The following is a 26560-nucleotide window of genomic DNA, read 5'->3' as shown; positions in this document are numbered from 1 at the left end:
CCGCCCCCGGTGTCAGGGTCTTGGGTCAATTGTACGGTTCCGGCGCAAAGCCCCACGGTCTGCGGGGTTTTCCGACGGCTGTCGCCGATATGGGAAACTGGGCCCTGCCCGCAAGGCCTGATCGCGATTCAGCGTCAGTCTCCGTCAGGTGTGTCACGAAGCGCGCAACGGCATATAATGGGCGCCACGGCCCCTGCCCAGACGGGGACGGGCCAGGCAGGGGAGAGGGCCATGACCGCCCGCAGACCAATCATCGCCGCCGCTATCGCCGCCGCGCTCGGCCTCGCCGGATTCACGGCGGCCGCCCCGGCGTCCTGGGGCCAGTCGAGCGATGGCCAGAACCGGCGGGTCCGCATCCACAACCAGACCGGCGCGGCCTTGCAGAAGCTGCAGGCCGCCGACGTGCGGACGGGCGAGTTCGGCCCGGACCTGCTGGCCGGAACCGCGGTGGCGACCGGAGCCAGCGTGCCGGTGACGATCGACGCCGGGGCCGGCGGTTGCCTCTACGATCTGCGCGCCGAGCTCGCGGGCGGCCAGACGCTGCTGCGCGAAAACATCAACGTCTGCCGCATCGCCGACTACTACCTGACCCGCTGAGCGTGATCCGGCGCGAGATCGAGACCGGGCTGGAGGGATTCCGCCTCTGGCCGGGGGCCCTGTCGCCGGATGAACAGGCCGCGCTGCGCGACGAGGTGATGGAAGCGGTCGAGGCGGCGCCCTTCTACCGGCCGACGACCCGGAGCGGGCGGCCGTTCTCGGTCGAGATGAGCAATCTGGGGCCGCTGGGCTGGGTCTCGGACCGCGGCGGCTACCGCTATCAGCCCGTCCATCCAGCGACCGGCGCGCCGTGGCCGCCGATGCCGGAGCGGCTGCTGGAGCTGTGGAGCGAACTGACCGGCTGGCCGGAGCCGCCGGACGCCTGTCTGGTCAACCTCTATCGCGAAGGCGCCCGGATGGGCCTGCATCAGGACCTCGACGAGGCCGACAGGGCCGCGCCGGTGCTGTCGGTGTCGCTGGGCGATACCGCGGTGTTCCGGATCGGGGCGGCGGAGGGCGGGCCGACCCGGTCGATGCGGCTGGCCTCGGGCGACGTCTGCGCCCTGACCGGGCCCGCAAGGCTGGCGCGGCATGGGATCGACCGGCTGCTGGCGGGTTCCTCGAACCTGATCCCGGGCGGCGGACGGCTCAACCTGACCCTGCGGCGCGCGGCCTGAGCCTCACGGCAATCGTGACTCGACGCCCCGGGGCGCCCACGGCACTGTCCCGCTTTCCCGAGCCGGAGGTCCCCATGCCAGATCTGATCCGTCCCGAAGGTCCCCAGGCCGACGATTTCCGCTTCAGCCGCCGCGCCCTGGCGACCGGCGGACTGGGCGGCCTGTTCTTCGCCGGCTATGCGCCCGCCGCGCTCGCCCGCCAGGCCGCGCCGATCACCACCAACGACGACGATCTGACCATCGAGACCACAACCATCCCCGCCCCGGACGGCTTCGACCTGCCGATCTATGCGGCTCGGCCGACCGGCGCCGGGCCTTTTCCGGTGGTGATCGTCGTGTCCGAGATTTTCGGCGTGCACGAGTACATCCGCGACATCTGCCGCCGGCTGGCCAAGGCCGGCTACGCCGCCATCGCGCCGGCCTTCTTCAACCGGGTCGAGGACCCCGCCCCGCTGGCCGACATGGCGCGGGTGCAGGCGATCGTGGCCGAGGCGGGATACGAACAGGTCATGGGCGACGTCGCCGCCACCCTCGACTGGGCCAGCCAGCAGCTGTGGGCCAACGCCGAACGGGTCGGCATCACCGGCTGGTGCTGGGGCGGCAAGGTGGTGTGGCAGGCGGCGGCGCGGTTCGCCGCCATCGACGCTGGCGTCGCCTGGTACGGCCGCCTCGCCCCGCCTGCCGACGCGACGCCGGAGCGGGCGGCCGCCGGCGGGCCGTGGCCGGTGGACCTGGCCGACGACCTCAAGGCGCCGGTGCTGGGCCTGTACGGCGAGGCCGACCGGGGTATTCCGCTGACCAGCGTGGAGGCCATGCGCAGCGCGCTGCAACGCGCGGGACAGACGGAAAGCGAGATCGTGGTCTATCCGGGCGCGCCCCACGGCTTCCACGCCGACTATCGCGACAGTTATAGCCCGAACGCCGCGCAGGACGGCTGGGCGAAGCTGTTGGCGCTGTTCGAGCGGCGGCTGAAGTAGCGGGCGTCAGCCTTCTCCCCTAGGGGGAGAAGGAACCTCACGCTTTCTTGTCGAAATTGCCGCCGTCGCCCTCGTCCGAGGCCTTGGCATAGGCCGCATTGCCCGCCGCCGCGCCCGAGCCCTTGGCGGCGACAACGACCATGGCCGGGCGCACGGTGCGGCCGAACAAGGCGTAGCCGGCCTGCAGGGTCTGGATCACCTGGCCGCCCTGAACCGCGTCGGACGGCTGTTCCATCATGGCCTGGTGCAGGTGCGGGTCGAAGGCCTCGCCCGGTTCGGGGGCGACGCGCTTCAGATTGTTGGCCTCGAAGGCCGACAGCAGCGACTTGTGGGTCAACTCCAGCCCCTTGACCAGATTGGCCACGGCCGGGTCCTGGCTGCCGCCCAGCTCGGCGGCGAGGGCGCGCTCGAGCGTGTCGGCCACGCCCAGCAGGTCGCGGGCGAATCGCTGGATGGCGTAGGCGCGGGCGTCGTTGGACTGGGTCTCGGCGCGCTTCTTCGTATTCTCGGCCTCGGCGACGGCGCGCAGGGCGCGGTCCTTCCACTGGTCGCGCTCGGCGATCAGGGCGTCGATCGGTCCGAGGCCGTCGTCCTGTTCCGCGTCAAAGCCTTCGGTCTCACCGATATCGGCGGCCAGTTCCTCGGAGGTCGGGGTGTCGTCGTGAATGTCGCTCAAGTCTCTTGTCCGTCCAGAATCCGGCCCAGCACCCGGGCGGTGTAGTCCACCAACGGTATGACACGGGCGTAGTTCAGTCTCGCGGGGCCGATGACGCCGATGGCGCCCAGCACCCGCTGGCGGCCCGTCATATAGGGCGCCGCGATCACGGCGGAACCCGAAAGCGAAAAGAGTCTGGTTTCCGCGCCGATGAAGATGCGCACCCCCTGGGCGGTGGACACGCCGTCCAGCAGGCCGATCAGCTGCTCCTTCTGCTCCAGGTCGTCGAACAGAACCCGGACCCTTTCGAGGTCCTCGACCGTCTCGCGGTCGTGCAACAGGTTGGCTCGGCCGCGCACGATCAGGGCGCGCTCGCGCTCGGCCCCGCCGGACCAGGCGGCCAGCCCGTCCTCGACCAGCCGGGCCGCGGCGGCGTCGAGGTCGCGGCGGGCGGCGTCCAGCTCGGTGCGCATCTCGGTGCGCGCCTCGTGCAGGGGGCGGCCCTTCAGGCGGGCGTTGAGGAAGTTCGAGGCCTCGGTCAGGGTCGAGGGGGTGACTCCGGCCTTGAGCGGCATCAGCCGGTTTTCGACCGTGCCGTCGTCGGCGACCAGCACGGCCAGCGCCTGGTCGTGGCCCAGGGCCACGAACTCGACGTGCTTGACCCCGGCCTCACGCACCGGGCTGGCCACGATACTGGCCCCGCCGGCGAGACCCGACAGCAGGGAGGAGGCCTCGTTCAGCGCCTCATCGAAGCTGCGGCCGCTGCCGGCCAGCCGGGCGTCGATCTCGCGCCGCTCCTCGGCCCCGACGTCGCCGACCTCGAGCAGACCGTCGACGAAAAGGCGCAGGCCGGCGTGGGTCGGGATGCGTCCCGCCGAGGTGTGGGGCGAGCCGAGCAGGCCCGCCAGCGTCAGGTCCTGCATGGTGTTGCGGATCGAGGCCGGCGACAGGGCCACGCCGGTCAGCGACAGGGTCCGCGACCCGACCGGCTCGCCGGTCTGCAGATAGCTCTCGACGATGCGGCGGAAGATGTCGCGGGCGCGCTCGTCGAGGGCGGGCAGGCTCAGGGAGGGTCCGCCGAAGGGGGCGCCGGCGAAGCTGGTCATGATCGCGCCTCCCACCGTTCGCGGAACAGCCGGTGCACCAGGCAGTCGTCCGCGTCGAACATCCGCCGCCCGACCGGCTCGAAGCCCAGCCGCTGGTAGAAACGGTGCGCGTCCGTGTTCGACGCCAGCGGGTCGATGACGATGGCGGTCACCGCCGGGTCGGCGAAGCAATCGTTGATGGCGAGGGTCATCATCTGCGTGCCGTAGCCGTGGCCGAGCGCGTCCTTCGGGCCGATCCAGATATCCAGGGCCCGCAGGTTCGGCTCGATATCGCCCCAGTAACGGGTCGGTTCCCGGTGCGGGTCGATGACCTGCATGACGCCAATGGCCCGGCCGTCGATCTCGGCGATGCGGTAGAAGCTGACCTCCGACTGGTCCGACAGCTCCTCGCGCCATTCGATGCCGCCGAAGGCGATGTCCGCGTCCGGGTCGTCGGTCGAGCAGGCGATGACGTGCGGCTCGCGATCCCAGCCGGCCAGCAGGCCGGCGTCGTCGACCGTCGCAGGGCGCAGCCGGACCTCGGAAGGCATGGACATTGGGGAATACAGGCTCACGGTTTCAGGATAAGCAGCCCCGCCGCCCCGTCCAAGGAAATCGCTCATGTCGACCGCCCGTCCCTCCGAACGCAGCCCCGAACAGCTCCGCGCCGTGACGCTGGAGACGGGGATCAACCGCTACGCCGAGGGTTCGTGCCTCGTGACCTTCGGCCATACGAAGGTGCTGGTCACGGCCTCGGTCGAGGAGAACGTCCCGGGCTGGATGCGCGGCAAGGGTCAGGGCTGGGTGACGGCGGAATACGGCATGCTGCCCCGCGCCACCCACACCCGCGGCCGGCGCGAGGCCGCCTCGGGCAAGCAGACCGGCCGGACGCAGGAAATCCAGCGGCTGATCGGCCGCTCGCTGCGCGCCGTGGTCGACCTCAAGGCGCTGGGCGAACGGCAGGTGGTGCTGGACTGCGACGTGGTCCAGGCCGACGGCGGCACCCGCACGGCGGCCATCACCGGCGCCTGGGTGGCGATGGCCTCGGCCTTCGACTACCTGCGCGCCGAGGGGGTGCTGAAGGCCGATCCGATCCTCGACCAGGTCGCGGCGGTGTCGTGCGGCGTGTGCAACGACCAGCCGGTGCTGGACCTCGACTACGAGGAGGATTCCACCGCCGAGGCCGACAGCAATTTCGTCCTGACCGGCTCGGGGACCATCGTCGAGATCCAGGCCACCGGCGAGAAGCGCGGCTTCACGCGGGGCGAGTTCGACCGGCTGTTCCAGCTGGCCGAAGGCGGCTGCGCCGAACTGTTCGCGATGCAGCGGGCCGCCCTGGGGCGGTAGGGGTCAGCCCTCGTCCCCGTCCGGCAGGCCCATCATGTGGAAGCCGGCGTCAACGTGGATGATCTCGCCGGTGGTCGACAGGCCGAGGTCGGAGCACAGCCACAGGGCGGCGCCGGCGACGCCTTCCATCGAGGTGTCCTCCTTCATCGCCGACATGGCCCGGCCCTGGGCGATCATGCCGCGGCCGCCCGAGATGCCGGCCAGCGACAGGGTGCGCATGGCCCCGGCGGAGATGGCGTTGCAGCGGATGCCCTTCGGCCCGAGGTCGCGGGCGATGTAGCGGGTCGCCGCCTCCAGCGCCGCCTTGGCCACGCCCATGGTGTTGTAGTTGGGGATGGCCCGCTCGGAGCCGAGATAGGTCATGGTCACCAGCGAGCCGCCGTTGGGCATCAGCTTCGAGGCCCGCTTGGCCACGTCGACGAAGCTGAAGGCCGAGATGTTCATGGCCAGCAGGAAGCTGTCGCGGCTGGTGTTGTCGACGAAGGAGCCCTTCAGCTCGTCCTTGTTGGCGAAGGCGACCGAGTGAACCACGAAGTCGATGGTCCCGAATTCCTTCTCCAGCTCGGCGAAGGCGGCGTCCATAGAGGCGTCGTCGGTGACGTCGGCCTGGATCAGCAGTTTGGCCCCGACGCTCTCGGCCAGCGGCCGCACCCGGCGCTCCAGCCCCTCGCCGAGGTAGGTGAAGGCCAGTTCGGCGCCCTGGGCCGCCAGCTGGGAGGCGATGCCCCAGGCGATCGAGTTGGCGTTGGCCACCCCCATGATCAGCCCCTTCTTGCCCTGCATCAGGGTTCCGGTGGGCATGTTCCAGCCTTCGGCGCTCGCCATGGTCAGTCTCCTTGCCTGGGCCCGGCGCGCGGAGGCGCGGCTGCGGGCGGTCGTGTGTCCGGCTGGGTAGCAGGGGCCGGCTCCGGGCGGAAGTCCGCGTCGTTCCCGTCCCGTCGCCGCCGGGCCAGCCGCTCGAGCAGGGGCGCGGCGGTGACGCCGTGGACGAGGATCGAGACGAGGATGATGAAGCCGACGACGGCCCACAGCCGCTCGCTGTCGCCGAAGTCGCCGTGGTTGATGCCGTAGGCCACATAATAGACCGAGCCGACGCCGCGGATGCCGAGGAAGGCCAGCAGAAGCCGCTCGCGCATCGGGTGGCTGGAGCCGAGCATCGCGACCAGGCCCGCGACCGGCCGCACGACGAACACCACCGCGAGGCCGACCAGGGCGTCGGTCCAGGTCAGGGCGTCCAGCAGGCCATTGGACAGCGCCCCGCCGAACAGCACCAGCAGCAGCATGATCAGCAACCGCTCGATCTGGTCGGAGAAGTCGTGCATCTCCTGATGGAACACATGGTCCCGTTCGCCGGAGCGGATGGTCAGGGCGCAGATGAAGACGGCGAGGAAGCCGTAGCCGTGGGCCAGTTCGGTCGCCGTGTAGGCGAGCAGGGTCGCGGCCAGGGCCACGAGGCCGTCGCCGAAGCGAATCCCCCCCGCCCGGGCGTTGTGGAACAGCAGGAAGGCGAAGGCCCGACCGACGACGAAGCCCACGCCCGCCCCGGCCAGCAGCTTCCACGCCACCTTGACGGCGACCCAGTCCGTCAGGGCGCCGGTCGAGGCCAGGCCGCCGGCCGCGGCGAGGATGGCCAGGTGCACGAAGGGGAAGGCCAGGGCGTCGTTGAGACCGGCTTCCGAGGTCAGGCCGAAGCGAACCTCGTCCTCGTCGCCGGACGCCGGGGGGCCGACCTGGACGTCGGCGGCGAGGACCGGGTCGGTCGGGGCCATGGCCGCGCCCAGCAGCAGGGCCATGGCCAAGCTGAAGCCGAGGCCGGCGACGCCCAGCCAGGCCACCGCCGCTATGGTCAGGGGCATGGCGACGGCCAGCAGCCGCCACGTGGAGGACCAGCGGCGCCAGCCCAGCGGCCGGTCCAGCTTCAGGCCGGCGCCCATCAGGGCGATGATGACCACCAGTTCGGTCAGCCGCTCGGTGACGGTGTCCCAGGTCCGGGGATCGGGATCGAAGGCCAGCAGTCCGGTGCTGAACACCAGCACGCCCAGGGCCACGCACAGGATGGCCAGGGTCAGCGGCACGCGCTTGAGCCCGACCGGAGCCCATGAGACCAGCAGGACCACGGCGCCGAGGCCGAACAGGAACAGGATGTAGGGATCGGGGGTCAGGCCGGGCTCCGGCGTCAGGTTTGGTGGGCTGTCGCCGCCCGAAAAAGCGGGGCAGTCTGCAACAACGCTGATCGGAGTCCTTCGGATGCGCGCGCTGTTCCTTCTGGCCGGGCTGGCCCTCTGCGGGTTCGCGGACCCGGTCCTCGCCCAGACTGCCGAACCTCGACCCCGGGTGGCCGTCGTGGTGGTGACGCTGGACGAAGCCCGTCAGGGCCAGATCAAGCATGGGCGCATCGTGCTGGACAGTCTTGGCGACGACCGGTTCGGCCGCTACCGCCTGGTCGAGCCGGCCGTCCCGCTGGATGACTTCCGCTCCTGCGAGGACGACGCACCGGAGGGCGGCTTGGCCTTCTGCGCGCGTTTCAGCCTGCATCGGGCGCCGACGCCGGAGACGCCGCCGTACGTGGTCGTGGTGTTCACGGACAATCCCGACGCGCGGCCCCGGAACCACAGGGGGACGATGCGCGCGCTGTGCTACGGCCGCGGCGACGGGGCCGTCGACGCCAGCGCCCAGGACACCTGGCTGTGGCCCGGCTCGGCGCGGGTGCACGGAGTCAACGACTGGAACCGCGACCAGGACGCCTTGGCAGCTTGCATCGACGCCGCTCTGTCCGAAACGCCCGGCGGGCCGAAGCCGGCTCCGCTTTGATGACCGTCGGGTGGGTCAGAAGTCGTCGGGTGGCGCTCGCGCGGCCGACGGGTAAGGTCCGTCGTCCAGACCGGAGATCGCCCATGCACCGCCTCGCTCCCCTCCTCGCCGGCCTCGCCCTCGCCGGCGCGGCGCCGGTCGCGGCCCTCGCCCCGCCGGCGCCGGACGTGGCGGTGCTGGTCTATGCGTCGGGCGGAGACGACGTCTTCAACGATGCGCTGCTCGCCCGCATCGCCCCCGACGACGGAAGCGGCTGGTTTCGCCGGGCCGAGCCGGCCTTGACCAGCGCCGACTTCGACGGCTGCGGCGCGACGGGGGTGGACCCCGAGGCCTGCGTCCGGGGCGTGCTGGCCGACCGGGGCGCGGCGCGGATGGAGGGGCCGCCGACGGTGGTCGTGCTGGTCCGCCCCGCGCCGGGGTTCCACGTCGGCTGGACCTGCATCGGCGTCGGTGACGGCCCGAGCCAGGAGGACCGCCAGCGCCGTCCCGGCATCGAACGGACGCCCGGCGCCGAGGATAGCAACGCCCAGGCCGCGGCCGGCTGCATCCTGGCGGCCGCGGCGGAGAGCGGCTGGTGAAAGCCCCGACCCGCATGCGGCTGGCCTTGCTGGCCGTCGGCCTCGTCGCCGCGCCGGCCGCCGCCGCGCAGTCGCCCCCTCCGCTGGGGGTCAAGGTGCTGATGGCCGCCAGCCCGCACATGGACGAGTCGCGGCGCGCGGCCAACGAAGCCCTGCTGGCCTCGCTCGAAAGCGGGGCGACGGCGGGCGGCGGCTGGTTCCGATTCATGCCGAGCGGGCTGGATACGGAACGCTATCAGCACTGCACGATATCGGCCCAGGATTCGCGGGAGTGTGTCCGCCGGTATCTGGAACGGGACGGCGCGACCGGCGCGACCGTGGTCGTGCTGGCCTCCGGGCGCGGGGCCGACGCCGCAGCCCAATGGCTCTGCGTCGGCCTCGGCAAGCGGCTGTTCAACCCCGAACGGCAGTCGATCACCCTCGATCTGGAGGCCGCGCTGGACCCCGCCTCGCCGACATACATGCAGCAGCGCGCGGCCGCGGCCGGCTGTATCACGTCGGCCGCGGCGGAGAGCGGCTGGTAGGTCTCAGACTTTCGACAGGATCAGCGTGCCGTTGGTGCCGCCGAAGCCGAAGCTGTTGGACATGACGTGCTTCAGTTCGCCGTCGTGGCGCTGGCGCAGGATCGGCATGCCCTCGAACTCGGGGTCGAGGTTTTCGATGTGGGCGCTCTCGGCCGCGAAGCCGTTCTTCATCATCAGCAGGCAGTAGATCGCCTCCTGCGCGCCCGCCGCGCCGAGGCTGTGGCCGGTCAGGGACTTGGTCGAGGAGATCATCGGCAGGTCGTCGCCGAACACCCGGCGGACCGCGCCCATCTCCTTGGAGTCGCCGACCGGGGTCGAGGTGCCGTGGGGGTTGAGGTAGTCGATGCGCGGGTTGCCGGCCATTTCAAGCGCCAGCTTCATGCAGCGCTCGGCGCCCTCGCCGGAGGGGGCGACCATGTCAAAGCCGTCGGAATTGGCCCCGTAGCCGGTGACCTCGGCGTAGATGGTCGCGCCGCGCGCCTTGGCCCGTTCGTACTCTTCCAGCACCACGATGCCGGCGCCGCCGGCGATGACGAAGCCGTCGCGGTCCTTGTCATAGGCGCGGCTGGCTTTCGCGGGGGTTTCGTTGAAGTTCGACGACATGGCGCCCATGGCGTCGAACATGTTCGACATCGACCAGTCGATGTCCTCGCAGCCGCCGGCGAAGACCACGTCCTGCTTGCCCCAGGCGATCTGCTCGGCGGCCGCGCCGATGCAGTGGGCCGAGGTCGCGCAGGCCGAACTGATCGAATAGTTGATGCCCTTGAGCTCGAACCAGGTGGCCAGCACGGCCGAAGGGCCGGAGGCCATGGCCTTGGGCACGGCGAACGGACCGATGCGCTTGGGCGAGCCCTTCTCGATGGTGGTCTGGGCCGCCTGCAGGATGATCTGGGTCGAGGGGCCGCCCTCGCCGACGATCAGGCCGATGCGCTCGGACTTGATCTCGTCCGGGGTCAGGCCGGAGTCCTTGAGCGCCTCCTCGAAGGCGATATGCCCCCAGGCGGTGCCGTTGGCGAGGAAGCGGGCCGCGCGGCGATCGACGTGCGGGGCCCAGTCCTCGGCCGTCACTCCCAGCGACGGCGGGGCCCAGACCTGCGAGCGGAAGCCGTGCGCGGCGTGGTCGGCGGCGTGCTGCACGCCGGATTTCGCCTCGCGCAGGGAGGCGGTGACCTCATCCTGGCCCGTGCCGATGGATGAGACGATACCCAGTCCGGTGACGACGACACGCCGCATGGTGGTTTCCTTCTTGAACTCAGCTCGCCGCGTTGGCCGCGGTCTGTAAACGGGTTTAGCCGCCGACGGGTTCGGTCGCGCCGAACAGGCCGACGCGCATGTCGGTCGCCGTATAGATGGGGACGCCGTCGGCTTCGAGAACCCCGTCGGCGATGCCCATGACCAGGCGGCGGTTGATGACCCGCTTGAGGTCGATCTTGTAGACCACCTTCTTGATGTCCGGGGTCACCTGGCCGGTGAATTTGACCTCGCCGACGCCCAGCGCCCGGCCGCGGCCCGGGCCGCCGATCCAGCCGAGGTAGAAGCCGACCAGCTGCCACATGGCGTCGAGGCCCAGGCAGCCGGGCATGACCGGATCGCCGATGAAGTGGCACTGGAAGAACCAGAGGTCGGGATGGATATCCAGCTCGGCCTCGACATAGCCCTTGCCGTGCGCGCCGCCGTCCGCGTTGATCGTGACGATGCGGTCGAACATCAGCATCGGCGGGGCGGGCAGCCGGGCGTTGCCCTCGCCGAACAGCTCGCCGCGGCCCGAGGCCAGCAGGGCTTCATAGTCGAACGAGGACGGATTCGGTTGGGTCAACGGGCGCTCGCATCTCAGAGGGCCGCGGCGCGGGGCGCTGCTCATGGCCGGGTGTGGCCGTCGGGTTACACGAGCGCGCGAGCGGGCTCAACCACTCCTGTCAGCGGCGGGCTGTTCCCGCCGGCCGGGCCGCGTTGCACAGCGGCCGCTCCTGGGCCCCGAACACGGCCGACTGGCGCACCCAGCCGCGAAGCCGGCCGGCGCGGACGCGGCACCAGCCTTCCTCGCACTCATCTACCGGCACCAGCGAGCGGGGCGACAGCCGGGCCCGCACGGCCGAGGCGTCGGATCGGCCCGAACGGATGGGCACTTCCTCCGCCGAGGCGTTGAAGACGCTGCGGCGGCTCGACACCACGCTGCGGTGGACCCAGGCGACCGCGCCCTCGGGGTCGCAGATCTTGCGCCATTCGGTGGTCTCGGCGATCACCTGCACCGGCAGGCCGGAGACGCGGTATTCCCACAGGATGCGGTGGTCGAGGCCCGGGCCGAAGCGGGCGTGCACTTCCGACGACTTCAGGGACAGCCAGCGCGGCACCGGTTGACCGCTGGGCGTGGGGCGGCCGTCGGGCATGGTCTGGGCGCCGCCGGCCAGCACCGCCGCGCAAACGGCCGCCGCCGTTGCAGCCAGTCTTTGGAAGCGGGGACGAGCTTTGCTAGACACGCGGGGGTCCACGAAATTGAAGGCTCCGAATGTCCGCGCCCAGGCTTAAGGTCGTGTTAACCAGACGCTTGCCGGACGCGGTCGAGACGCGCATGCGCGAGCTGTTCGACGCCGAGCTGAACCTGACCGACACGGCGATGGACCGGGCCGCGCTGGAGGCGGCGGTGCGGCGCGCCGATGTGCTGGTCCCGACCATCACCGACGCCATCGACGCCGGGCTGATCGCGGCGGCGGGCGAACGGCTGAAGATGATCGCCAGCTTCGGCGCGGGCGTGAATCACATGGATATCGAGGCGGCGGTCGGGCGGGGCCTGATCGTCACCAACACCCCCGGCGTGCTGACCGAGGACACCGCCGACCTGACCATGGGGTTGATCCTCGCGGTCAGCCGGCGCCTCGTCGAGGGCGCGCAGGTCATGGCCGAGGGCCGGTTCGAGGGCTGGACCCCGACCTGGATGACCGGCCGCAAGCTGTGGGGCAAGCGGCTGGGCATCGTCGGCATGGGGCGCATCGGCCAGGCGCTGGCGCGGCGGGCCCGCGCCTTCGGGATGCAGGTCCACTACCACAACCGCAAGCCGGTCCCGAACATGGTCGCCGAGGAACTGGGCGCGACCTACTGGGACGATCTGGACCAGATGCTGGCGCGGATGGACGTCATCTCGCTGAACGCCCCGGCGACGCGGGAGACGCATCACCTGCTGTCGGCCGAACGGCTGGCGCGGCTGCAGCCGCATGCCCTGCTGGTCAACACCGCCCGCGGCGAACTGATCGACGAGGCGGCGCTGGCCGACGCTGTGGCGCGCCGCGCCATCGCCGGGGTCGGTCTGGACGTCTACGAGCACGAGCCGGCGGTGCATCCCGGCCTGCTGCGCCACGCCAACGTCGTGCTGCTGCCGCACCTCGGCTCGGCCACGCTGGAGGCGCGCCAGGACATGGGCGACCGCGTCATCGCCAACATCCTGACCTTCCAGAACGGCCACCGTCCGCCCGACCGGGTCATTCCGGCGATGCTTTAACGTCCGAGGGTTGACGCCTTGGGGCGGCTCGCGGAAAGCTTGCCGCGGATCACCCGGGGGCGGCGCGATGCAGAGTATCCGAACGATTGCGGCCGCCTGCGCGGCGTTCTGGCTGCTGGGCGCGGTCCCGCCGGCGCGCGCCGATCCTCCGACCGTCGCCGACTTCCTCGAGGGGCCGGCGCTGAGCGCCGCCAGCCTGTCGCCGTCGGGACGCTATCTGGTCTGGACCGTCCACGAGGGCGACGAGAGCGCGGTCCACATCCGCGACCTTCAGGAGGGCACGGTCTCGATCATGGGAGCGGGGTCGAGCCGGGAGCATTTCGGCGGCGTGTTCGTCGACTGGATTCGCTGGAAGACCGACGACCGGCTGCTGATCGGCCTGACCCGCCTCGAGCTGCGGCGCTTCAGGGGTCGGGAAGACGGCAGTGTGCGGAGCTTCACCTTCGGCCAGTCCGTATTGTCACTGGCCCGCGACGGCAGCGGCATGGTTGCGCTCAAGGCTCCAGGCGCCGAGGACGCCGCGCCGGGCGAGGTGCTGGACACCCTGCGCGACGATCCCGACCACATTCTGATGAGCTATCGCGACCGCCATGACCGGCTGAACGTGGCCCGGGTCAACATCCTGACCGGCGAGGCCGCCAGAACCGTCGAGGGCCATCGCCGCGTCCTGGACTACATCACCGACCGGAACGGGGCGGTGGTCGGCCGCATCGCCTATCGCGGGGCCACCGGCCGCATCATGCTGATGGAGGCGCTGAACCCCGACGGCGCCTGGAGCGAAGTGTTCCGCCTGCGCCGCAACGAGATTCGCGACCTGCCCGACTACGAGTCCCTCGGCGCCACGGACCAGCCGGGCAAGATCTATGTCGCGGTTCGGCCGGACGCCCCGGATGGTGAGAGCACCGCAGGTGTGCACATCTTCGACTTCACCACCCGAACGATGGGGCCGACCATCTGGCGCAATCCCCGCTACGACGTTTCAGGGATCGTGCTGGACGCGGATAGCCTTGAACTGGTGGCCGGCTGCTACTGGGCCGACATCTATCGCTGCGACTTCACGGATCGGGGCGAGAACGCCTTGATGACCGGCATCCGCCGTTTCTTCGGGGACAGCTGGAGCGTCAGCGTGGTTTCGCAGGCCCGGGACGGCTCGCGCTGGCTGGTGCTGGCGTCGGCTCCCAACAATCCGGGGCAATATTACATCTTCGACGTCGCCGAGCGGCATATGGAGTTCGTCGGCTCGATCTATCCGCGCCTTCCCGAGCCGGCGCTCGGCGTGATGGAGCGGGTCGACTACGCGGCGGCCGACGGCGAGGCGCTGTTCGGCTATCTGACGCGGCCTCCCGGCGCCGCGGTGGGGGCGCCCCTGCCGCTTGTGGTCATGCCGCACGGCGGGCCCGAGATGCGCGACTACCTGACCTACGACCGCTGGGCCCAGTTCCTCGCGACGCGGGGCTATCAGGTCTTCCAGCCCAATTTCCGGGGCTCGGCGGGGATGGGCAAGGCGTTCGCCGAGGCCGGCTACCGCGAGTGGGGCGGCCGCATGCAGGACGATGTGACCGCCGGCGTCGAACACCTGATCACCCAGGGTCTCGCCGACCGCAGCCAGATCTGCATCGTGGGCGCCAGCTACGGCGGCTATGCGGCCCTGCAGGCGGGGGCGACCCAACCCGACCTGTATCGCTGCGTCGTCTCGATCGCCGGCCCCAGCGACCTGGTCGCCATGATGAGCTGGGAGCGGTCCGAGGCGGGGGCCGATTCCGACCGCTACGACTACTGGCTGAAGTCCATCGGCGACCCGCGCGAGGACCGGGAGCGGCTGGACGCTGCCTCGCCCCTGCGTCGCGCCGCCGATTGGCGCCTTCCCGTCCTGCTCATTCACGGCGAGGCCGACGACGTGGTTCCGGTCAGCCAGTCGCGCAACATGGACCGCTCCTTGCGGCGGGCCGGCAAGGACGTGCAGCTGATCGTGTTGGAGGACGCCGGTCATTCGGACTGGTCGACGCGGCAGGACACCACCGCCTTGACGGAGGTCGAGGCCTTCCTCGGCCGACATCTTCCGGCGGCCGTGGCCGCGGCCTCTGGAAGCGGCGTTTCAGCGGCCGAGGCGTCCCCGGTCGACTAGCCGCACACCGGACAGGCCGGATCGGCCGCGACGCCCACTGTCCGCGCGGTTCCGGCCAGGCCGTCGTAGAGGAGCAGCCGGCCGGTCAGGGCCTCGCCGGCGCCGGTGATCAGCTTGATCGCCTCCAGCGCCGTCATCGAGCCGACCACGCCGGCCAGCGCCCCGACCACGCCGACGCGGGCGCAGGTCTCGGCGTCCGGCGGGGCTTCCGGGACGAGGCAGCGGTAGCAGGGGCGTCCGGCGAACACCCCGACCTGGCCGCTCCACCGTCCGAGCGCGCCGGACACCAGTGGAATCCCGGCGGCGACGCAGGCGGCGTTGGTCGCGAACCGGGTCTCGAAATCGTCGGTGCCGTCGAGGACCAGGTCGCAGCCGTCCAGCAGCCAGGCGGCGTTGTTGGCGGTCAGGCGCTCGGGCGCCGTCTCGACGTCGACATGGGAATTGAGGGCGCCCAGCCGCGCCGCGCCGGCTTCCGCCTTGGGGTCGCCGACATCGGTTTCGGCGAAGATGATCTGGCGCTGCAGGTTGGACAGGCCGATGACGTCATGGTCGATCAGGCGAAGCGCCCCGACGCCCGCCGCCGCCAGATACAGCGCCGCCGGCGCGCCGACGCCGCCCAGGCCCACGATGGCCACGCGGGCGGCCTTCAGCCGCTGCTGGCCGGGCCCGCCGATCTCGGCCAGAACCAGGTGGCGGGCGTAGCGCTCGATCTCGTCGTCGGAAAAGCTCACCCGCCCCAGTTAGGCGGTCCGGAGCCCCCCGTCACGCGGCCTTGCGGATATCCAGCAGCACCTCGGCCTCGACGCCGGTGACGCGCGACAGGCAGTTCAGTCCGAGACGGTCCAGCAGGGCGGCCGGATCGGCGCACAGCCCCATCGGCTCGTCGATGCGCCGGGCGTTGATCGGCGCATCCCCCAGAATTCGCAGCCCGGTGTGCCGGGGATCGTCGAGCAGACGCCGGATCAGCCGGTCCAGGTCGGTGCGGCCGCCCTCGATCGCCTGCAGGATATGCCCCTGGTGGAACATCACGCAGCTGGTCAGGTGGTCGCGCCGGTTGTTGCGCTCCGAGACGCCGAGGATCTGGGCGATCGACAGGGTCGAAGCGCCGGTCGCGCCAACCGCTTCGCTGGCGTAGATTACGCGATGAAGCACAGCGCTTCCCTCATATAGCGATATCGGGGGTACAGATTGGCGTTGTAACGGCTTACATTGGTCGAAATATGGCTCAGCTTGAGCATTGGATTCCCGCTGGAAACCGCTTGCCCCGCCGCATTTCGGTCTCCATCTGAAATGTATGACGCACGAAACCTCAGTTCCCTCATTGCCGGGCTGGCACGGCACCACCATCCTGGCGGTGCGCAAGGACGGCCGCACCGTCATCGCCGGTGACGGCCAGGTCTCGATGGGACAGACCATCGTCAAGGGCGCCGCGCGCAAGGTGCGGACCCTGGCGGGCGGCAAGGTGCTGGCGGGCTTCGCCGGGGCCACGGCCGACGCCTTCACCCTGATCGAGCGTCTTGAGGCCAAGCTGGAGCAGTATCCGGACCAGCTGGCCCGGGCCTGCGTCGATCTCGCCAAGGACTGGCGCACCGACCGCTACCTGCGCCGGCTCGAGGCCATGCTGCTGGTGGCGGACAGGAGCTCGATCTTCACCGTCACCGGCGTCGGCGACGTGCTGGAGCCGGAACACGGGGTCGCGGCGGTCGGATCGGGGGGCAATTTCGCGCTCGCCGCCGCCCGGGCCCTGATCGACAACACCGAGCTGGACGCCGAAGCCGTCGCCCGTCGCGCCATGGCCATCGCGGCGGACATCTGCGTCTACACCAACGGCAATCTGGTGGTGGAGACGCTCGAGGCCTGAGCGGCGCCGGTCAGGTCCCGATCAGACCGGCCGCGAGCGCCGCGCCGATCGCAAGCATGGCGGCGGCGACGACGCCCCGCACCAGGCCGATGGTGACCTTCTTCAGCCACCGCACCGCGCCCCAGGCGCCGGCGAAGGCGCACAACACCGCCCATCCCACCAGCAGCCCCTGCCGCACGTCGAGATCGCCGGCGGCGCTCCCGGCCATCAGGCCGTAGACCGGCAGCCGCGACAGGTCGATCAGCACCGCGATCATCACCCCCGTGGCGATGAACCGGGCCGGATCGAGCCCGAAACGGAGCAGGAACATCGAGCGCAGCGCGCCCTGCTGTCCGGTCAGTCCACCCACGAAGCCCGTCGCCAACCCGCCGAGCGGCGCGGCGGACGGCGGGGCGGCGAGGCGCTGGAACCACGGCTGCAGCTCGAGCAGGCCGAGCGTGATCATCACGAGGCCGACGGCAAGGGCGGCGGGTGTAGGGCCGAAGCCGTGACCGGCGAAACTCCACGAGAACAGCACGCCCCCGGCTCCGAGCCGGCCCAGCAGCCAGGCTCCGGCGATCGCCGCCGGTATGGCGGGCAGGCCGAAGCGCAGCACGACGCCCCAGTCGGCCTGCCGCCACAGCAGGCCGCCCTTGAACAGGCCGTTGAGCAGATGGACGATCCCCGTCGCCGCCACGGCGACCGGGGCCGGGAAGAACAGGGCGAAGGCGGGCAGCAGCACGGTGCCCAGCCCGAATCCCGAATACAGGGTCAGGCCGGACGCCAGGAAGGCCACGAGGCCGATGACGACGAAATCCATGCGCACTCCTCGGCATGCGGTCGGGCATGCTCCACATACCGCACCGCGGCGGCGTCGTTCGGCAATTTGACGGGCGGGGCCGGCCGTCCAGCGCCCCACCCCTCCCGCCGGCGGCTGAACAGCCCTATCTGCGCATCATGACCGATCTGTCTCCCCGCGAAATCGTTTCTGAACTCGACCGCTTCATCGTCGGCCAGGACGACGCCAAACGCGCCGTCGCCGTGGCCCTGAGGAACCGCTGGCGGCGCAAGCGCGTGCCCGAGGATCTGCGCGACGAGGTGACGCCCAAGAACATCCTGATGATCGGCCCCACCGGCGTCGGCAAGACCGAGATCGCCCGCCGCCTGGCCAAGCTGGCGGGCTCGCCCTTCCTCAAGGTCGAGGCGACCAAATTCACCGAGGTCGGCTACGTCGGCCGTGACGTCGACCAGATCATGCGCGACCTCGTCGAGTCCGCGCTGGTCATGGTCCGCGACAAGCGCCGCACGGGCGTCAAGGCCAAGGCCGAGGCCGCCGCCGAGGAGCGTATCCTCGACGCCCTCGTCGGGCCGGGGTCGCAGCCGGCGACGCGCGACAGCTTCCGCAAGAAGCTGCGCGCCGGCGAGCTGGACGACAAGGAGGTCGAGGTGTCCCTCGCCGACACCGCCTCGCCGATCCAGGGGCTCGACCTGCCCGGCGGCAACGTCGGCATGATCAATCTGTCCGAGATGCTGGGCAAGCTGGGCGGCGGCCGGACGAAGACGGTCAAGCTGCCGGTGCGCGACGCCGTCGGGCCGCTGGTCACCGAGGAGAGCGACAAGCTGCTGGATCAGGACAGCCTGACCCGCGAGGCCCTGCTGCTGGCCGAGAACGAGGGCATCGTCTTCCTCGACGAGATCGACAAGGTGGCGGCCCGGCAGGGCGCCTCCGGGGCCGACGTCAGCCGCGAGGGCGTCCAGCGCGACCTGCTGCCGCTGATCGAGGGCACCACGGTGTCGACCAAATACGGGCCGGTGAAGTCGGACCATGTGTTGTTCATCGCCTCGGGCGCCTTCCACGTGGCCAAGCCGTCGGACCTGCTGCCGGAATTGCAGGGGCGGTTGCCGATCCGGGTCGAGCTGAAGGCCCTGACCCGCGACGACTTCGTGCGCATCCTGACCCAGCCCGAGGCCAATCTGATCCGCCAGAACCAGGCTTTGCTGGCCACGGAAGATGTCACGTTGACCTTCACTGACGAGGCCATCGGGGCCCTCGCCGACGCGGCGGTGGCGGCCAATTCCACCGTCGAGAACATCGGCGCGCGCCGGCTTCAGACGGTGCTGGAACGGGTGCTGGAGGAGACCAGCTTCAAGGCCTCGGACCTCGCCGGCCAGACCATCGCCTTCGACGCCGATCAGGTGCGGGACAAGGTCGCCGATCTGGCGCGGGACGCGGATCTGAGCCGGTTCATCCTGTAGGGCGCCGCCGATCGTTCCGAACCCTCCGGCTTGAAAACGGAACACATCCGGAACATAGAGGGCTCGTGCCCGCCGCCGTCCTGTCCATCGACCTGGTCTTCAGCCGCCCTGCGACGACCCTGTCGGTTACGCGCGGCGCCGCGCGGCTGATGGCCGACATGGGCTATGCGCCGCTGCTCGAAGTCGGCCTGCCCAACGGCCGCCGCGCCGACGTGATGGCGCTCGGTCCGCGCGGCGAGATCGCCATCTGCGAGGTCAAGTCGGGGCTGGAGGATTTCCGGGTCGACCGCAAATGGGGCGAGTACCGGCCGTACTGCGACCTGTTCTATTTCGCGGTCGCGCCCGAGTTTCCCGCCGACATCCTGCCCGACGAGCCGGGGCTGATCGTGGCCGACGGCTTCGGCGGCGCGGTGGTGCGCGAGGCGGTGTCGATCCCGCTGGCCCCCGCCCGGCGCAAGGCCCTGACCATCGCCTTCGCCCGGCTGGGCGCGCTCAGGACGCTGAGGGATCAGCCGGCGGGCTGAGCCGGGTCGACGACGCGGCCGCTTTCTCCCGTGCTTGTGTGGGCGGTGGCGGTCGAGGCGCAGCCCATCAGCGTTTCGCCGCTGATCTCCACCATCGCGGTGAGCGGATAGGTGCGATCGCTCATGCCGTCGCTGCAGTCGGTGGCGGTCAGCGTGACCTTGAGCGGGGCGCCGGCGCCGGTCGCCGTCTCCCAGGTCGCCATGGTGCCCTGTATCGTGGGCTGACCCTGCGGCGCCCGCTGCTCGGGGCGGTCGACGCCGCCATAGACCATCTCGGAGCCGGTCATCTCGATAGCCCAGAACGGCTCGTTGCCGCCGACGCGCAACGGCCGGGTCAGGTCGACGCCGGCCAGAATGGGCGCGGGCGCGGACGCGGGTTCGGGGGCCGCGGGGGCGTCCGCGGGCTGGGAGCAGGCGGCGAGGGCGAGGCCGGCGAGGGGGGTCAGGGCGAGGGCGCGCATGGGAGTCTCCGGGTTGGCGGCATGGAGCGCGGGACGGCCGGTCGGGTCAAGCGCGGCCTTACAGCCAGCCCTTCTTCTTGAACCAGGCCAGCGGCAGGATAGCCGAGACGAGCATGGCCACGAGGGCGGCCGGATAGCCCCAGACCTGCGGCAGCTCGGGCATGTGATCGAAATTCATCCCGTAGATCGAGGCGATCAGGGTCGGCGGCAGGAAGGCCACCGCCGCCACCGAGAAGATCTTGATGATCGACGACTGCTCGATGTTGATCAGCCCCAGCGCCGCCGACAGCTGGAAATCGATCGAGGCCGCCACGGCCTGGTTATGGGAGATCAGGCTCTGGGCGTCGCGCGCCAGCGAGTTGAGATGCTCGCGCGTCTCGGGCTGCTTCTCGATGCGGTCGTCGAGCGCCACGAAGGCGAAGATGCGCGCCAGCCCCGACAGGCTCTGCTCGATGCGGGCGTTGGCGATATGGGCGCGGCCCAGCTGGGTGATCAGCTTCTCGAACCCGACCGTCTTACGCCCGCTGAAGACGTGGTTCGACACCCCCTCGACCTTGGCGGCATTGGTCGACAGGACGTCCGAGGCCCGGTCGATGATCGCCTCCATCAGGTTCAGGAAGAGATCGGCGCCCGTGCCGCACAGCGCCGGATCGCGACCCAGCTTGTCGAGCAGCAGGGCGAACGGCTTGGGGTCGAAATAGCGGACGGTCACCAGCGGACCCGCCGTCAGCACGAAGGTCACCGGATCGAGGCCCGGCATGTCGGTGTCGCCGTGATGAATGATGTCGGCGGTGACATAGGTGGCCCCATTCTCGCGGTAGAGCCGGCTCGACGCCTCCAGCTCGGCCATCTCCTCGCGGGTCGGCACCGACAGGCCCAGGGCCGCCTCGACGGCCCGGTCCTCGTCGGGAGTGGGGTTCAGCAGGTCGATCCAGACCGCGTCGGGCGGCAGGGTCCAGGCGGCCGGCTCGCCGGCATGGGACTCGCAGGTTCGGCAGCCCGGCCGATAGACGCGGATCATGGGCGAACGCCGGGGGCGGGGATCAGGCGGTCAGGGCTGGCCGTCGCTCGTCGGAACCGAGGCCATGAGCACGCCGTCCGAGGGCTGCGCCGGGGCTTTGTAGATGAAGCCGTAGGTCGGATAGACGGTCGTGCCCAGGTCATTGATCGGGTTGTACCACACCTTGACCGAGCTCCAGTCATTCGAGCCCGAGACGTCCACGACGGTGACGTTCTCCTCGACCTTGCCGCGGCTGCCGCCCCAGTTGGCGTGGGTGACGCGGATGACCCGGTCGGTCAGGACCTCCGACACCACGGCGACGTGGCCCCGGCTCATCCGGCCGCTTGACTGGAACGCCAGCACCGCACCGGTCCGGGGCCGCTCACCGGTCTGGAAGCGGTTCTGGGCCTGCGACCACCAGGTGTGGGCGTCGCCGAAGATTTCGATGCCGGAGAACATCCGGGCGAAGGTCACGCACTGCCAGTACGGCTCGTCGGCCTTCGCGGCGGGGGCCGTGCCGGCCAGCGCGAAAAGTCCGAGGGTCGCCGCAACCGCGGCGGCTGTGAGCCGTTTCATCATGCTGGCGTGGGTCCCGACCTGTTTCAGCAACTTAGCCTTAGACGATAGTTTTCGAGGGTTGAAGCACCCCCTCAGGCGAATCCGCCTGTGGTTTCAATGCCACTTGACCTGAGCCGTAGCGAGTCGCCATCCCCCGCAAAGCCTTGCGGGCGGGGCGTTCGACCACGTGGTAGGTCAGGGCCGCCGCGATCGGGATCATCGCCAGAACGGCCAGCCACACAATTATGTGAAGCTTCTTGTCCCCGGCCCCGGTGAGCCGCGCCGCGACGTTGACGCCCAGCAGCAGCACGGGCGCGCAGACCATGTAGATCGAATACGAAATCTCCCCGAGGTAGACCCCGGCCTTCGAGGCGAAAACGCCGGCCCGGGCGTTGTCGAGCCCGCCCAAGCCGAGGATCAGTCCGCCCGCGAACAGCACCACGACGGGATCCCACAGGCCCAGCGAGGCGCTGGCCAGCAGGCCCGCCCCGCAGGCGACGGCGATCAGGCCGCCGTGGCGCACGGGCGCGCGGCGGTGGATCAGGTAGAGGGCGCAGCCCAGCGCGAAACAGGGAACGATCCTGAGCGCGCCCCAGCGGAAGGTCGCCTCGGTCAGGGAGAAGCCGGCCAGCGGTTCGAACGCGGCGTAGAGCGCCAGGGCGGCGGCCGCGGCGATCGCGGTGGCCAGCACGGGCCGCTCGCGCATCCGCCAGGCCACGAAGGCGAAGGCGGGGAAGCTCAGATAGGCGAACCATTCGGCCGAGATCGACCACGACGGATGGTTGAAGGCCGCGCTCGACGCCAGCCCCCAGGCGTGGGTCAGGCTCAGGTGCGCCGGCAGGGAGCGCCAGTCGAGCAGGCTCTCGCTGACGGTCAGGCCGGCGACGGTGGCCGCGACGCCCAGCCCGACCATGCCCGCCAAGGTGACCAGATGCAGCGGATAGACCCGCGCCACCCGCGCCCACAGGAAGCCGCGATAGCTGAAGCCGCCCGGCCGGCCCTGCCCGGCCGCCTCGAGATAGACGTGGCTGAGGATGAAGCCGGACAGGACGAAGAAGACCTCGACGCCCAGATAGCCCTTGGTCACCGCGACGGGCGTGAAGCCGACATCCAGATGCGGCCAGGCCGCGAACATCACCACCCACAGCGCCGCGAGGAACCGCAGCGTGGTCAGAGCGCGTAGATCGGGGGGCGTCTGGACGGGTGTCATGACCGCCCAGACTAGAGAGTCACGTTATAGGAACCGTTAAGCGCCGCATTCCGCCGGTTTCGCTTCGCCGGGCGCGTACATTTCGCAGGCCCGGTCGATCTCGCCCTGGATCATGGCGCAGGGGTTGGCGGCGTTGCACGGCGGATGGGTGGCGGGGCTGACGGCGATGCAGCGCTGGACCAGCCGCGCCGAGGCGGCCGCGCCGATCTCGTTCAGGCAGGAGCCGGGCTCGCCCGCCGGGGTGGCGGCGAGCACGGCGGGATCGACCTCTTCCTGGGGCGGGGCGTCGGCGGGCATCTGGGGCGTCGGCAGGACGGCGTCGGCGGGTTCGGTCGCGGGTGTTTCGGCGGCCTCTCCGCAGCCCGCGACGAGGGCGGCCACGGCCATCAGGGCGACAACGGTCCGGCGCATCCACTCACTCCGATATCGATCGCGAAGCGCCACCATAGGCACGGTTCGCGGCCGCGCGAAAGCGCCCGGGGCGGCGCTCAGTGCGGCCTGGGCGCCTTCTCGATCCGGCGATACGGGTAGCGATCGCGGATGTTCGGCCCGAAGAACCGCCCCTTGGACGGCGCCGCCCTGAAGTCCTCGACCACGTCTGGCGGCACCGCCTCATAATCGTAGACGTCGCCGCTGGTGAAGGTCACCCGCAGCCGCCGGCGCGGTTCGTCATAACTGAAACGGCGGATGACGGTGGAGGGCATGCCGGTAAAACGCCGGACGGCGGCGACGGCTCCGATCACGCGTCTGTGTCGTTAACCGGACATTTCCCCCGTTTGCCCACGGCGCCGCCTGTGACAGCGTGGCCGTCGGCTCACTGTCGAGCCTGTGAGAGGAGACGCCCGCATGGCCCACAAGTTCGAGATCTACAAGGACAAGGCGGGCGAGTTCCGCGTCCGCTTCAAATACAATTCCGAGACCATCTTCTCGACTGAGGGCTATTCCTCGAAGTCGTCGGCCCAGAACGCCATCGACTCGATCAAGAAGAATGGCCCGGGCGCGCCGACCGAGGACAACAGCTAGAGCCCGGTCAGTCCGGCTCGCGCTCCCCGATCTCCACGGGTCGCACGGCCAGCAGCCAGCCGTCGGCGATGTGGAGATCGGGGACGGCGTCGCGGGTGAACGGCAGATACCAGGTCGGCCCGCCGACGGCGGGGGCGATCTCCAGCATGTCGTCGGCCCCGAAATTCTGCACCGATTTCACCGTCCCCAGCACGCCGCCGTCGGGCGCGCGCGCTTCCAGCCCGACCAGGTCGGTCAGGTAGAATTCGTCCTCGTCCGGCTCGGGCAGCCGGTCCCGGAGGACGTGCAGCTTGAGCCCCCGCATCGCGTCGGCCTGTTCCTTGGTGGCGATCTCCTTCGCCCGCCCGACCACGCCGCTCTTCTCGGGCCGCGCCGAGGTCAGGGTCAGGCCGACCGATCCATCGGCGCGCAGCAGCGGCCCGTAGGCCAGCAGCGCCATGGGGTCGGCGGTCCAGGCCGTGACCCGCACCTCGCCCTTGACCCCGAACCCGCCGGCCACCTGGCCGACGAGGATGAGCTTGTCCTGCGCCACGAAAACCTCCGCTCATCCCGGCGAAGGCCGGGACCCAGATCACAAACGCCGCCGCCAGATAGCAGAAAAGCAGCGCCCGGACCTCGAGCGCTGCCTTCTGTCATCTGGACCCCGGCCTTCGCCGGGGTGAGCGGATGAAGGCCGATCAGGCCTCGGTCTTCTCTTCCTCGGTCGCTTCGGCGGCCGGGGCTTCTTCAGCAGCGGCTTCGGCCGGAGCTTCTTCCGCGGCGGCTTCAGCAGGGGCTTCCTCGGTCACGGCGTCAGCGGCCGGGGCCTCTTCAGCAGCGGCTTCGGGCTCGGGGGCCGGGGCGTTCTTGGCGGCTTCGGCGGCGGCCTTGGCCTCTTCCTTGGCGCGGACGGCGGCTTCGGCGGCTTCCACCTTGGCGGCGGCTTCGGCCTCGGCGCGGTCGGCCTCGCGCTGGGCGCGCTCGGCGGCGCGTTCCTGGGCCTTCTTGCCCGGCTGCGCCTTGTTCGGGTTGTTGCCCTGCGTCCACTTGACCTTGCCGGCGAGGGCTTCGTCCTGGCTCAGGAAGCGGGCCACGCGGTCGGTCGGCTGGGCGCCCTTGGCGAGCCATTCGGCGATGCGGTCGGCCTTCAGGACGACGCGCTTCTGCTCGCCGTCGCGCGGCAGCATCGGGTTGTAGCTGCCGACGCGCTCGATGAACTTGCCGTCGCGCGGCGAGTGGGAGTCGGCGATGACGATATAGTAGTAGGGGCGCTTCTTGGCGCCGCCGCGGGCCAGACGAATCTTAAGCATTTTCAGTCTCTTTCTTGGAAGTCAGTTTTTCTTGGAAGGGAAGCCCGGCAGGCCGGGGAGGCCTCCCGGCAGTTGTCCGCCGCCCAGGCCGGCGAGCCGGTCCTGGATGGCTTTCATTTCGTCGGCCGAGGGCTCCGGCATCTTGCCGCCGCCCAGCGCCTTGAGACGGGCCATGTCGCCGCCGCCGCCCATGCCCATTGCGGCGGCCATCTGTTTCAGGCCCTTGCCGCCGCCCTTGGACATCGACTTGACCATGTCGGCCATCTGGCGGTGTTGCTTGAGCAGGCGGTTGATCTCCTGGACCTCGACCCCGGCGCCGGCGGCGATGCGCTTCTTGCGGCTGGCGTTGAGCAGGTCCGGCTTCTTGCGCTCGACCTTGGTCATCGAGCTGATGATGGCTTCCTGCCGCGCGATCATGCGGTCGTCGACGTTGGCGTTGGCCATCTGGGCCTTCATCTTGGCCACGCCGGGCAGCATCCCCATGATGCCCTGCAGCCCGCCCATCCGCTTCATCTGCTGCAGCTGGGCGGCGAGGTCGTTGAGGTCGAACTGGCCCTTGGCCAGCTTGCGGGCCATGGCCTCGGCCTTGGACTGGTCGAGCTCTTGCGACGCCTTCTCGACCAGGGCGACGATGTCTCCCTGACCGAGGATGCGGCCGGCGACGCGGCGGGCGTCGAACACCTCCAGCGCGTCGACCTTCTCGCCGGCGCCGATGTATTTGATCGGCAGGCCGGTGACGGCCCGCATCGACAGCATGGCCCCGCCGCGCCCGTCGCCGTCGGCGCGGGTCAGGACGAGACCGGTCAGCGGCAGGCGCTCGTGGAAGGCCTTGGCGGTGCGCACCGCGTCCTGGCCGGTCAGGCTGTCCGCGACCAGCAGGGTCTCGACCGGCTTCGAGACGGCGGCGACTTCCGCCACCTCGGCCATCAGGGCTTCGTCCAGCGTGATGCGGCCGGCGGTGTCGAGGATCAGGACGTCGAAGCCTTGCAGCTTGGCCGACTGCAGCGCCCGGCGGGTGATCTGGACCGGGCTTTCGCCGGCCACGATCGGCAGGGTCGCGACCTCGATCTGCTTGCCGAGGGTGGCCAGCTGCTCCATCGCCGCCGGGCGGCGGGTGTCGAGCGAGGCCATCATGACCTTCTTGCGCTCGAACTTGGTCAGCCGCAGCGCCAGCTTGGCCGAGGTCGTCGTCTTGCCCGAGCCCTGCAGGCCCGACATCAGGATGACGGCCGGCGGCGTGGCGTTCAGGTTGATCGGGGCCGGCTCCTCGCCGCCCAGCATCTCGACGAGGCCGTCGTAGACGATCTTGACCACCTGATCGGCCGGCTTGACCGAGCGGATGACCTCCTCGCCGGTGGCGCGCTCGGTGGCGAAGGCGATGAAGTCCTTGACGACGGGCAGGGCGACGTCGGCCTCGAGCAGCGCCACGCGAACCTCGCGCATCGCCTCGGCCACGTCCTTTTCGGACAGGGCGCCGCGCCCGGTGATCCGGTCGAAGACGCCTGTCAGCCGCTCGTTCAGAGCCTCGAACATTCACAACCTCGTTGCGACGGGTGAAACGGCTCCATACGACAACGGCCCCTGGCGACG

General features: G+C 70.4%; 33 protein-coding genes. 13 read left to right on the top strand and 20 right to left on the bottom strand.

The window, feature by feature from the left end; translation table 11 throughout:
* The first annotated feature begins 231 nt into the window (after nt 1-231).
* From ACSQ1L_RS08650 to ACSQ1L_RS08640, 3 genes are all read left to right on the top strand, one after another.
* Nucleotides 232-597 carry a hypothetical protein gene (locus tag ACSQ1L_RS08650; protein ID WP_435993971.1) on the top strand — a complete coding sequence of 122 codons (366 nt, stop codon included), beginning with the start codon at nt 232-234 and terminating at the stop codon, nt 595-597.
* Nucleotides 598-599: 2 nt separating this feature from the next.
* The gene (locus ACSQ1L_RS08645) at nt 600-1214 is read left to right on the top strand and encodes an alpha-ketoglutarate-dependent dioxygenase AlkB (RefSeq protein WP_435993969.1); all 615 of its coding nucleotides are present in this window, start codon (nt 600-602) and stop codon (nt 1212-1214) included.
* 74 nt (nt 1215-1288) lie between these two features.
* On the top strand, nt 1289-2191 hold the full coding sequence (locus ACSQ1L_RS08640) for a dienelactone hydrolase family protein (RefSeq protein ID WP_435993967.1): 903 nt from the start codon (nt 1289-1291) through the stop codon (nt 2189-2191).
* Between the two features lie 37 nt (nt 2192-2228).
* Here ACSQ1L_RS08640 and grpE read toward each other — a convergent pair whose 3' ends face one another.
* Genes grpE through ACSQ1L_RS08625 form a run of 3 tightly spaced genes read right to left on the bottom strand, consistent with a single transcriptional unit; the run spans nt 2229 to nt 4488 of the window.
* Nucleotides 2229-2828, bottom strand: a complete 600-nt coding sequence (grpE, locus tag ACSQ1L_RS08635; protein WP_435994256.1) for a nucleotide exchange factor GrpE — start codon at nt 2826-2828, stop codon at nt 2229-2231.
* Between the two features lie 35 nt (nt 2829-2863).
* Nucleotides 2864-3952, bottom strand: coding sequence for a heat-inducible transcriptional repressor HrcA (hrcA, locus tag ACSQ1L_RS08630; RefSeq protein WP_435993966.1), 1089 nt, complete (start codon nt 3950-3952; stop codon nt 2864-2866).
* On the bottom strand, nt 3949-4488 hold the full coding sequence (locus ACSQ1L_RS08625) for a GNAT family N-acetyltransferase (RefSeq protein WP_435993964.1): 540 nt from the start codon (nt 4486-4488) through the stop codon (nt 3949-3951). Before ACSQ1L_RS08625 ends, hrcA begins: the two co-directional genes overlap by 4 nt.
* A gap of 64 nt (nt 4489-4552) precedes the next feature.
* Here ACSQ1L_RS08625 and rph point away from each other — a divergent pair, with 64 nt between their 5' ends.
* Nucleotides 4553-5278, top strand: coding sequence for a ribonuclease PH (gene rph / locus ACSQ1L_RS08620; RefSeq protein ID WP_435993962.1), 726 nt, complete (start codon nt 4553-4555; stop codon nt 5276-5278).
* A gap of 3 nt (nt 5279-5281) precedes the next feature.
* Here the strand turns inward: rph and ACSQ1L_RS08615 are convergent, their stop codons facing one another.
* Together ACSQ1L_RS08615 and ACSQ1L_RS08610 are read right to left on the bottom strand one after the other, a co-directional pair.
* Nucleotides 5282-6079: an enoyl-ACP reductase FabI gene (locus ACSQ1L_RS08615; protein ID WP_435994254.1), complete on the bottom strand. Its 798-nt coding sequence runs from the start codon at nt 6077-6079 to the stop codon at nt 5282-5284.
* A gap of 26 nt (nt 6080-6105) precedes the next feature.
* Nucleotides 6106-7395: a cation:proton antiporter gene (locus ACSQ1L_RS08610; RefSeq protein ID WP_435993960.1), complete on the bottom strand. Its 1290-nt coding sequence runs from the start codon at nt 7393-7395 to the stop codon at nt 6106-6108.
* A gap of 130 nt (nt 7396-7525) precedes the next feature.
* Here ACSQ1L_RS08610 and ACSQ1L_RS08605 point away from each other — a divergent pair, with 130 nt between their 5' ends.
* From ACSQ1L_RS08605 to ACSQ1L_RS08595, 3 genes are all read left to right on the top strand, one after another.
* Nucleotides 7526-8089, top strand: a complete 564-nt coding sequence (locus ACSQ1L_RS08605) for a hypothetical protein (RefSeq protein ID WP_435993958.1) — start codon at nt 7526-7528, stop codon at nt 8087-8089.
* An 83-nt stretch (nt 8090-8172) separates the two neighbouring features.
* The gene (locus ACSQ1L_RS08600) at nt 8173-8667 is read left to right on the top strand and encodes a hypothetical protein (protein ID WP_435993956.1); all 495 of its coding nucleotides are present in this window, start codon (nt 8173-8175) and stop codon (nt 8665-8667) included.
* Entirely contained in the window at nt 8664-9191 is a 528-nt protein-coding gene (locus tag ACSQ1L_RS08595; protein WP_435993954.1) for a hypothetical protein, read from the top strand. The genes ACSQ1L_RS08600 and ACSQ1L_RS08595 overlap by 4 nt, the downstream gene beginning before the upstream one ends.
* A 3-nt stretch (nt 9192-9194) precedes the next feature.
* Here the strand turns inward: ACSQ1L_RS08595 and fabB are convergent, their stop codons facing one another.
* From fabB to ACSQ1L_RS08580, 3 genes are all read right to left on the bottom strand, one after another.
* On the bottom strand, nt 9195-10424 hold the full coding sequence (fabB, locus tag ACSQ1L_RS08590; protein WP_435993952.1) for a beta-ketoacyl-ACP synthase I: 1230 nt from the start codon (nt 10422-10424) through the stop codon (nt 9195-9197).
* 55 nt (nt 10425-10479) lie between these two features.
* Complete coding sequence (gene fabA, locus ACSQ1L_RS08585) at nt 10480-11007, bottom strand: 3-hydroxyacyl-[acyl-carrier-protein] dehydratase FabA (RefSeq protein WP_331032426.1); 528 nt, start codon at nt 11005-11007, stop codon at nt 10480-10482.
* Between the two features lie 100 nt (nt 11008-11107).
* The gene (locus ACSQ1L_RS08580; RefSeq protein ID WP_435993950.1) at nt 11108-11668 is read right to left on the bottom strand and encodes an SH3 domain-containing protein; all 561 of its coding nucleotides are present in this window, start codon (nt 11666-11668) and stop codon (nt 11108-11110) included.
* A gap of 29 nt (nt 11669-11697) precedes the next feature.
* On the opposite strand from ACSQ1L_RS08580, the gene ACSQ1L_RS08575 reads away from it, so the two are divergent.
* Together ACSQ1L_RS08575 and ACSQ1L_RS08570 are read left to right on the top strand one after the other, a co-directional pair.
* Nucleotides 11698-12684, top strand: coding sequence for a 2-hydroxyacid dehydrogenase (locus ACSQ1L_RS08575; RefSeq protein ID WP_435993948.1), 987 nt, complete (start codon nt 11698-11700; stop codon nt 12682-12684).
* A gap of 67 nt (nt 12685-12751) precedes the next feature.
* On the top strand, nt 12752-14809 hold the full coding sequence (locus ACSQ1L_RS08570) for an alpha/beta hydrolase family protein (RefSeq protein WP_435993946.1): 2058 nt from the start codon (nt 12752-12754) through the stop codon (nt 14807-14809).
* Here ACSQ1L_RS08570 and ACSQ1L_RS08565 read toward each other — a convergent pair.
* Complete coding sequence (locus ACSQ1L_RS08565) at nt 14806-15540, bottom strand: HesA/MoeB/ThiF family protein (protein ID WP_435993944.1); 735 nt, start codon at nt 15538-15540, stop codon at nt 14806-14808. The genes ACSQ1L_RS08570 and ACSQ1L_RS08565 overlap by 4 nt on opposite strands.
* Nucleotides 15541-15571: 31 nt before the next feature.
* The gene (locus ACSQ1L_RS08560) at nt 15572-15961 is read right to left on the bottom strand and encodes a BLUF domain-containing protein (RefSeq protein WP_435993942.1); all 390 of its coding nucleotides are present in this window, start codon (nt 15959-15961) and stop codon (nt 15572-15574) included.
* Between the two features lie 142 nt (nt 15962-16103).
* Here ACSQ1L_RS08560 and hslV point away from each other — a divergent pair, with 142 nt between their 5' ends.
* Nucleotides 16104-16670 carry an ATP-dependent protease subunit HslV gene (gene hslV / locus ACSQ1L_RS08555; protein WP_435993940.1) on the top strand — a complete coding sequence of 189 codons (567 nt, stop codon included), beginning with the start codon at nt 16104-16106 and terminating at the stop codon, nt 16668-16670.
* Nucleotides 16671-16680: 10 nt separating this feature from the next.
* Here hslV and ACSQ1L_RS08550 read toward each other — a convergent pair whose 3' ends face one another.
* Entirely contained in the window at nt 16681-17469 is a 789-nt protein-coding gene (locus ACSQ1L_RS08550) for a TSUP family transporter (protein WP_435993938.1), read from the bottom strand.
* 137 nt (nt 17470-17606) lie between these two features.
* On the opposite strand from ACSQ1L_RS08550, the gene hslU reads away from it, so the two are divergent.
* A complete protein-coding gene (hslU, locus tag ACSQ1L_RS08545) occupies nt 17607-18905 on the top strand; it encodes an ATP-dependent protease ATPase subunit HslU (protein WP_435993936.1) in 1299 nt (432 codons plus the stop codon).
* Between the two features lie 80 nt (nt 18906-18985).
* Complete coding sequence (mmcB, locus tag ACSQ1L_RS08540) at nt 18986-19429, top strand: DNA repair putative endonuclease MmcB (protein WP_435994252.1); 444 nt, start codon at nt 18986-18988, stop codon at nt 19427-19429.
* On the opposite strand, the gene ACSQ1L_RS08535 is transcribed toward mmcB, so the two are convergent.
* The 6 genes from ACSQ1L_RS08535 to ACSQ1L_RS08510 all read right to left on the bottom strand — a co-directional run bounded on the left by ACSQ1L_RS08535 (nt 19414) and on the right by ACSQ1L_RS08510 (nt 23362).
* Complete coding sequence (locus ACSQ1L_RS08535; protein WP_435993934.1) at nt 19414-19890, bottom strand: COG3650 family protein; 477 nt, start codon at nt 19888-19890, stop codon at nt 19414-19416. The genes mmcB and ACSQ1L_RS08535 overlap by 16 nt on opposite strands.
* Nucleotides 19891-19948: 58 nt before the next feature.
* The gene (locus tag ACSQ1L_RS08530; RefSeq protein WP_435993932.1) at nt 19949-20911 is read right to left on the bottom strand and encodes a magnesium transporter CorA family protein; all 963 of its coding nucleotides are present in this window, start codon (nt 20909-20911) and stop codon (nt 19949-19951) included.
* Between the two features lie 30 nt (nt 20912-20941).
* The gene (locus ACSQ1L_RS08525; protein WP_435993930.1) at nt 20942-21499 is read right to left on the bottom strand and encodes a CHAP domain-containing protein; all 558 of its coding nucleotides are present in this window, start codon (nt 21497-21499) and stop codon (nt 20942-20944) included.
* Nucleotides 21500-21506: 7 nt separating this feature from the next.
* Nucleotides 21507-22658 carry an acyltransferase family protein gene (locus ACSQ1L_RS08520; protein ID WP_435993928.1) on the bottom strand — a complete coding sequence of 384 codons (1152 nt, stop codon included), beginning with the start codon at nt 22656-22658 and terminating at the stop codon, nt 21507-21509.
* 36 nt (nt 22659-22694) lie between these two features.
* Complete coding sequence (locus tag ACSQ1L_RS08515) at nt 22695-23069, bottom strand: hypothetical protein (protein WP_435993926.1); 375 nt, start codon at nt 23067-23069, stop codon at nt 22695-22697.
* A gap of 77 nt (nt 23070-23146) precedes the next feature.
* On the bottom strand, nt 23147-23362 hold the full coding sequence (locus ACSQ1L_RS08510) for a KTSC domain-containing protein (RefSeq protein ID WP_435993924.1): 216 nt from the start codon (nt 23360-23362) through the stop codon (nt 23147-23149).
* A gap of 142 nt (nt 23363-23504) precedes the next feature.
* Between ACSQ1L_RS08510 and ACSQ1L_RS08505 the strand changes: the two genes are divergently transcribed.
* Nucleotides 23505-23681, top strand: coding sequence for a YegP family protein (locus ACSQ1L_RS08505; protein WP_435993922.1), 177 nt, complete (start codon nt 23505-23507; stop codon nt 23679-23681).
* Between the two features lie 7 nt (nt 23682-23688).
* Here the strand turns inward: ACSQ1L_RS08505 and rimM are convergent, their stop codons facing one another.
* The 3 genes from rimM to ffh all read right to left on the bottom strand — a co-directional run bounded on the left by rimM (nt 23689) and on the right by ffh (nt 26503).
* Nucleotides 23689-24213 carry a ribosome maturation factor RimM gene (gene rimM, locus ACSQ1L_RS08500; protein WP_435993920.1) on the bottom strand — a complete coding sequence of 175 codons (525 nt, stop codon included), beginning with the start codon at nt 24211-24213 and terminating at the stop codon, nt 23689-23691.
* A gap of 145 nt (nt 24214-24358) precedes the next feature.
* Nucleotides 24359-24970, bottom strand: coding sequence for a 30S ribosomal protein S16 (gene rpsP, locus ACSQ1L_RS08495; RefSeq protein ID WP_435993918.1), 612 nt, complete (start codon nt 24968-24970; stop codon nt 24359-24361).
* Between the two features lie 21 nt (nt 24971-24991).
* Nucleotides 24992-26503, bottom strand: coding sequence for a signal recognition particle protein (gene ffh, locus ACSQ1L_RS08490; protein ID WP_435993916.1), 1512 nt, complete (start codon nt 26501-26503; stop codon nt 24992-24994).
* Nucleotides 26504-26560: the final 57 nt, after the last annotated feature.

Origin of the sequence: Brevundimonas sp. LjRoot202 (assembly GCF_964253355.1) — a bacterium.
Taxonomy (GTDB): Bacteria; Pseudomonadota; Alphaproteobacteria; order Caulobacterales; family Caulobacteraceae; genus Brevundimonas.
Note: the sequence above shows the minus strand (reverse complement) of the source record. Positions and strands in the feature narration are given on the sequence as shown.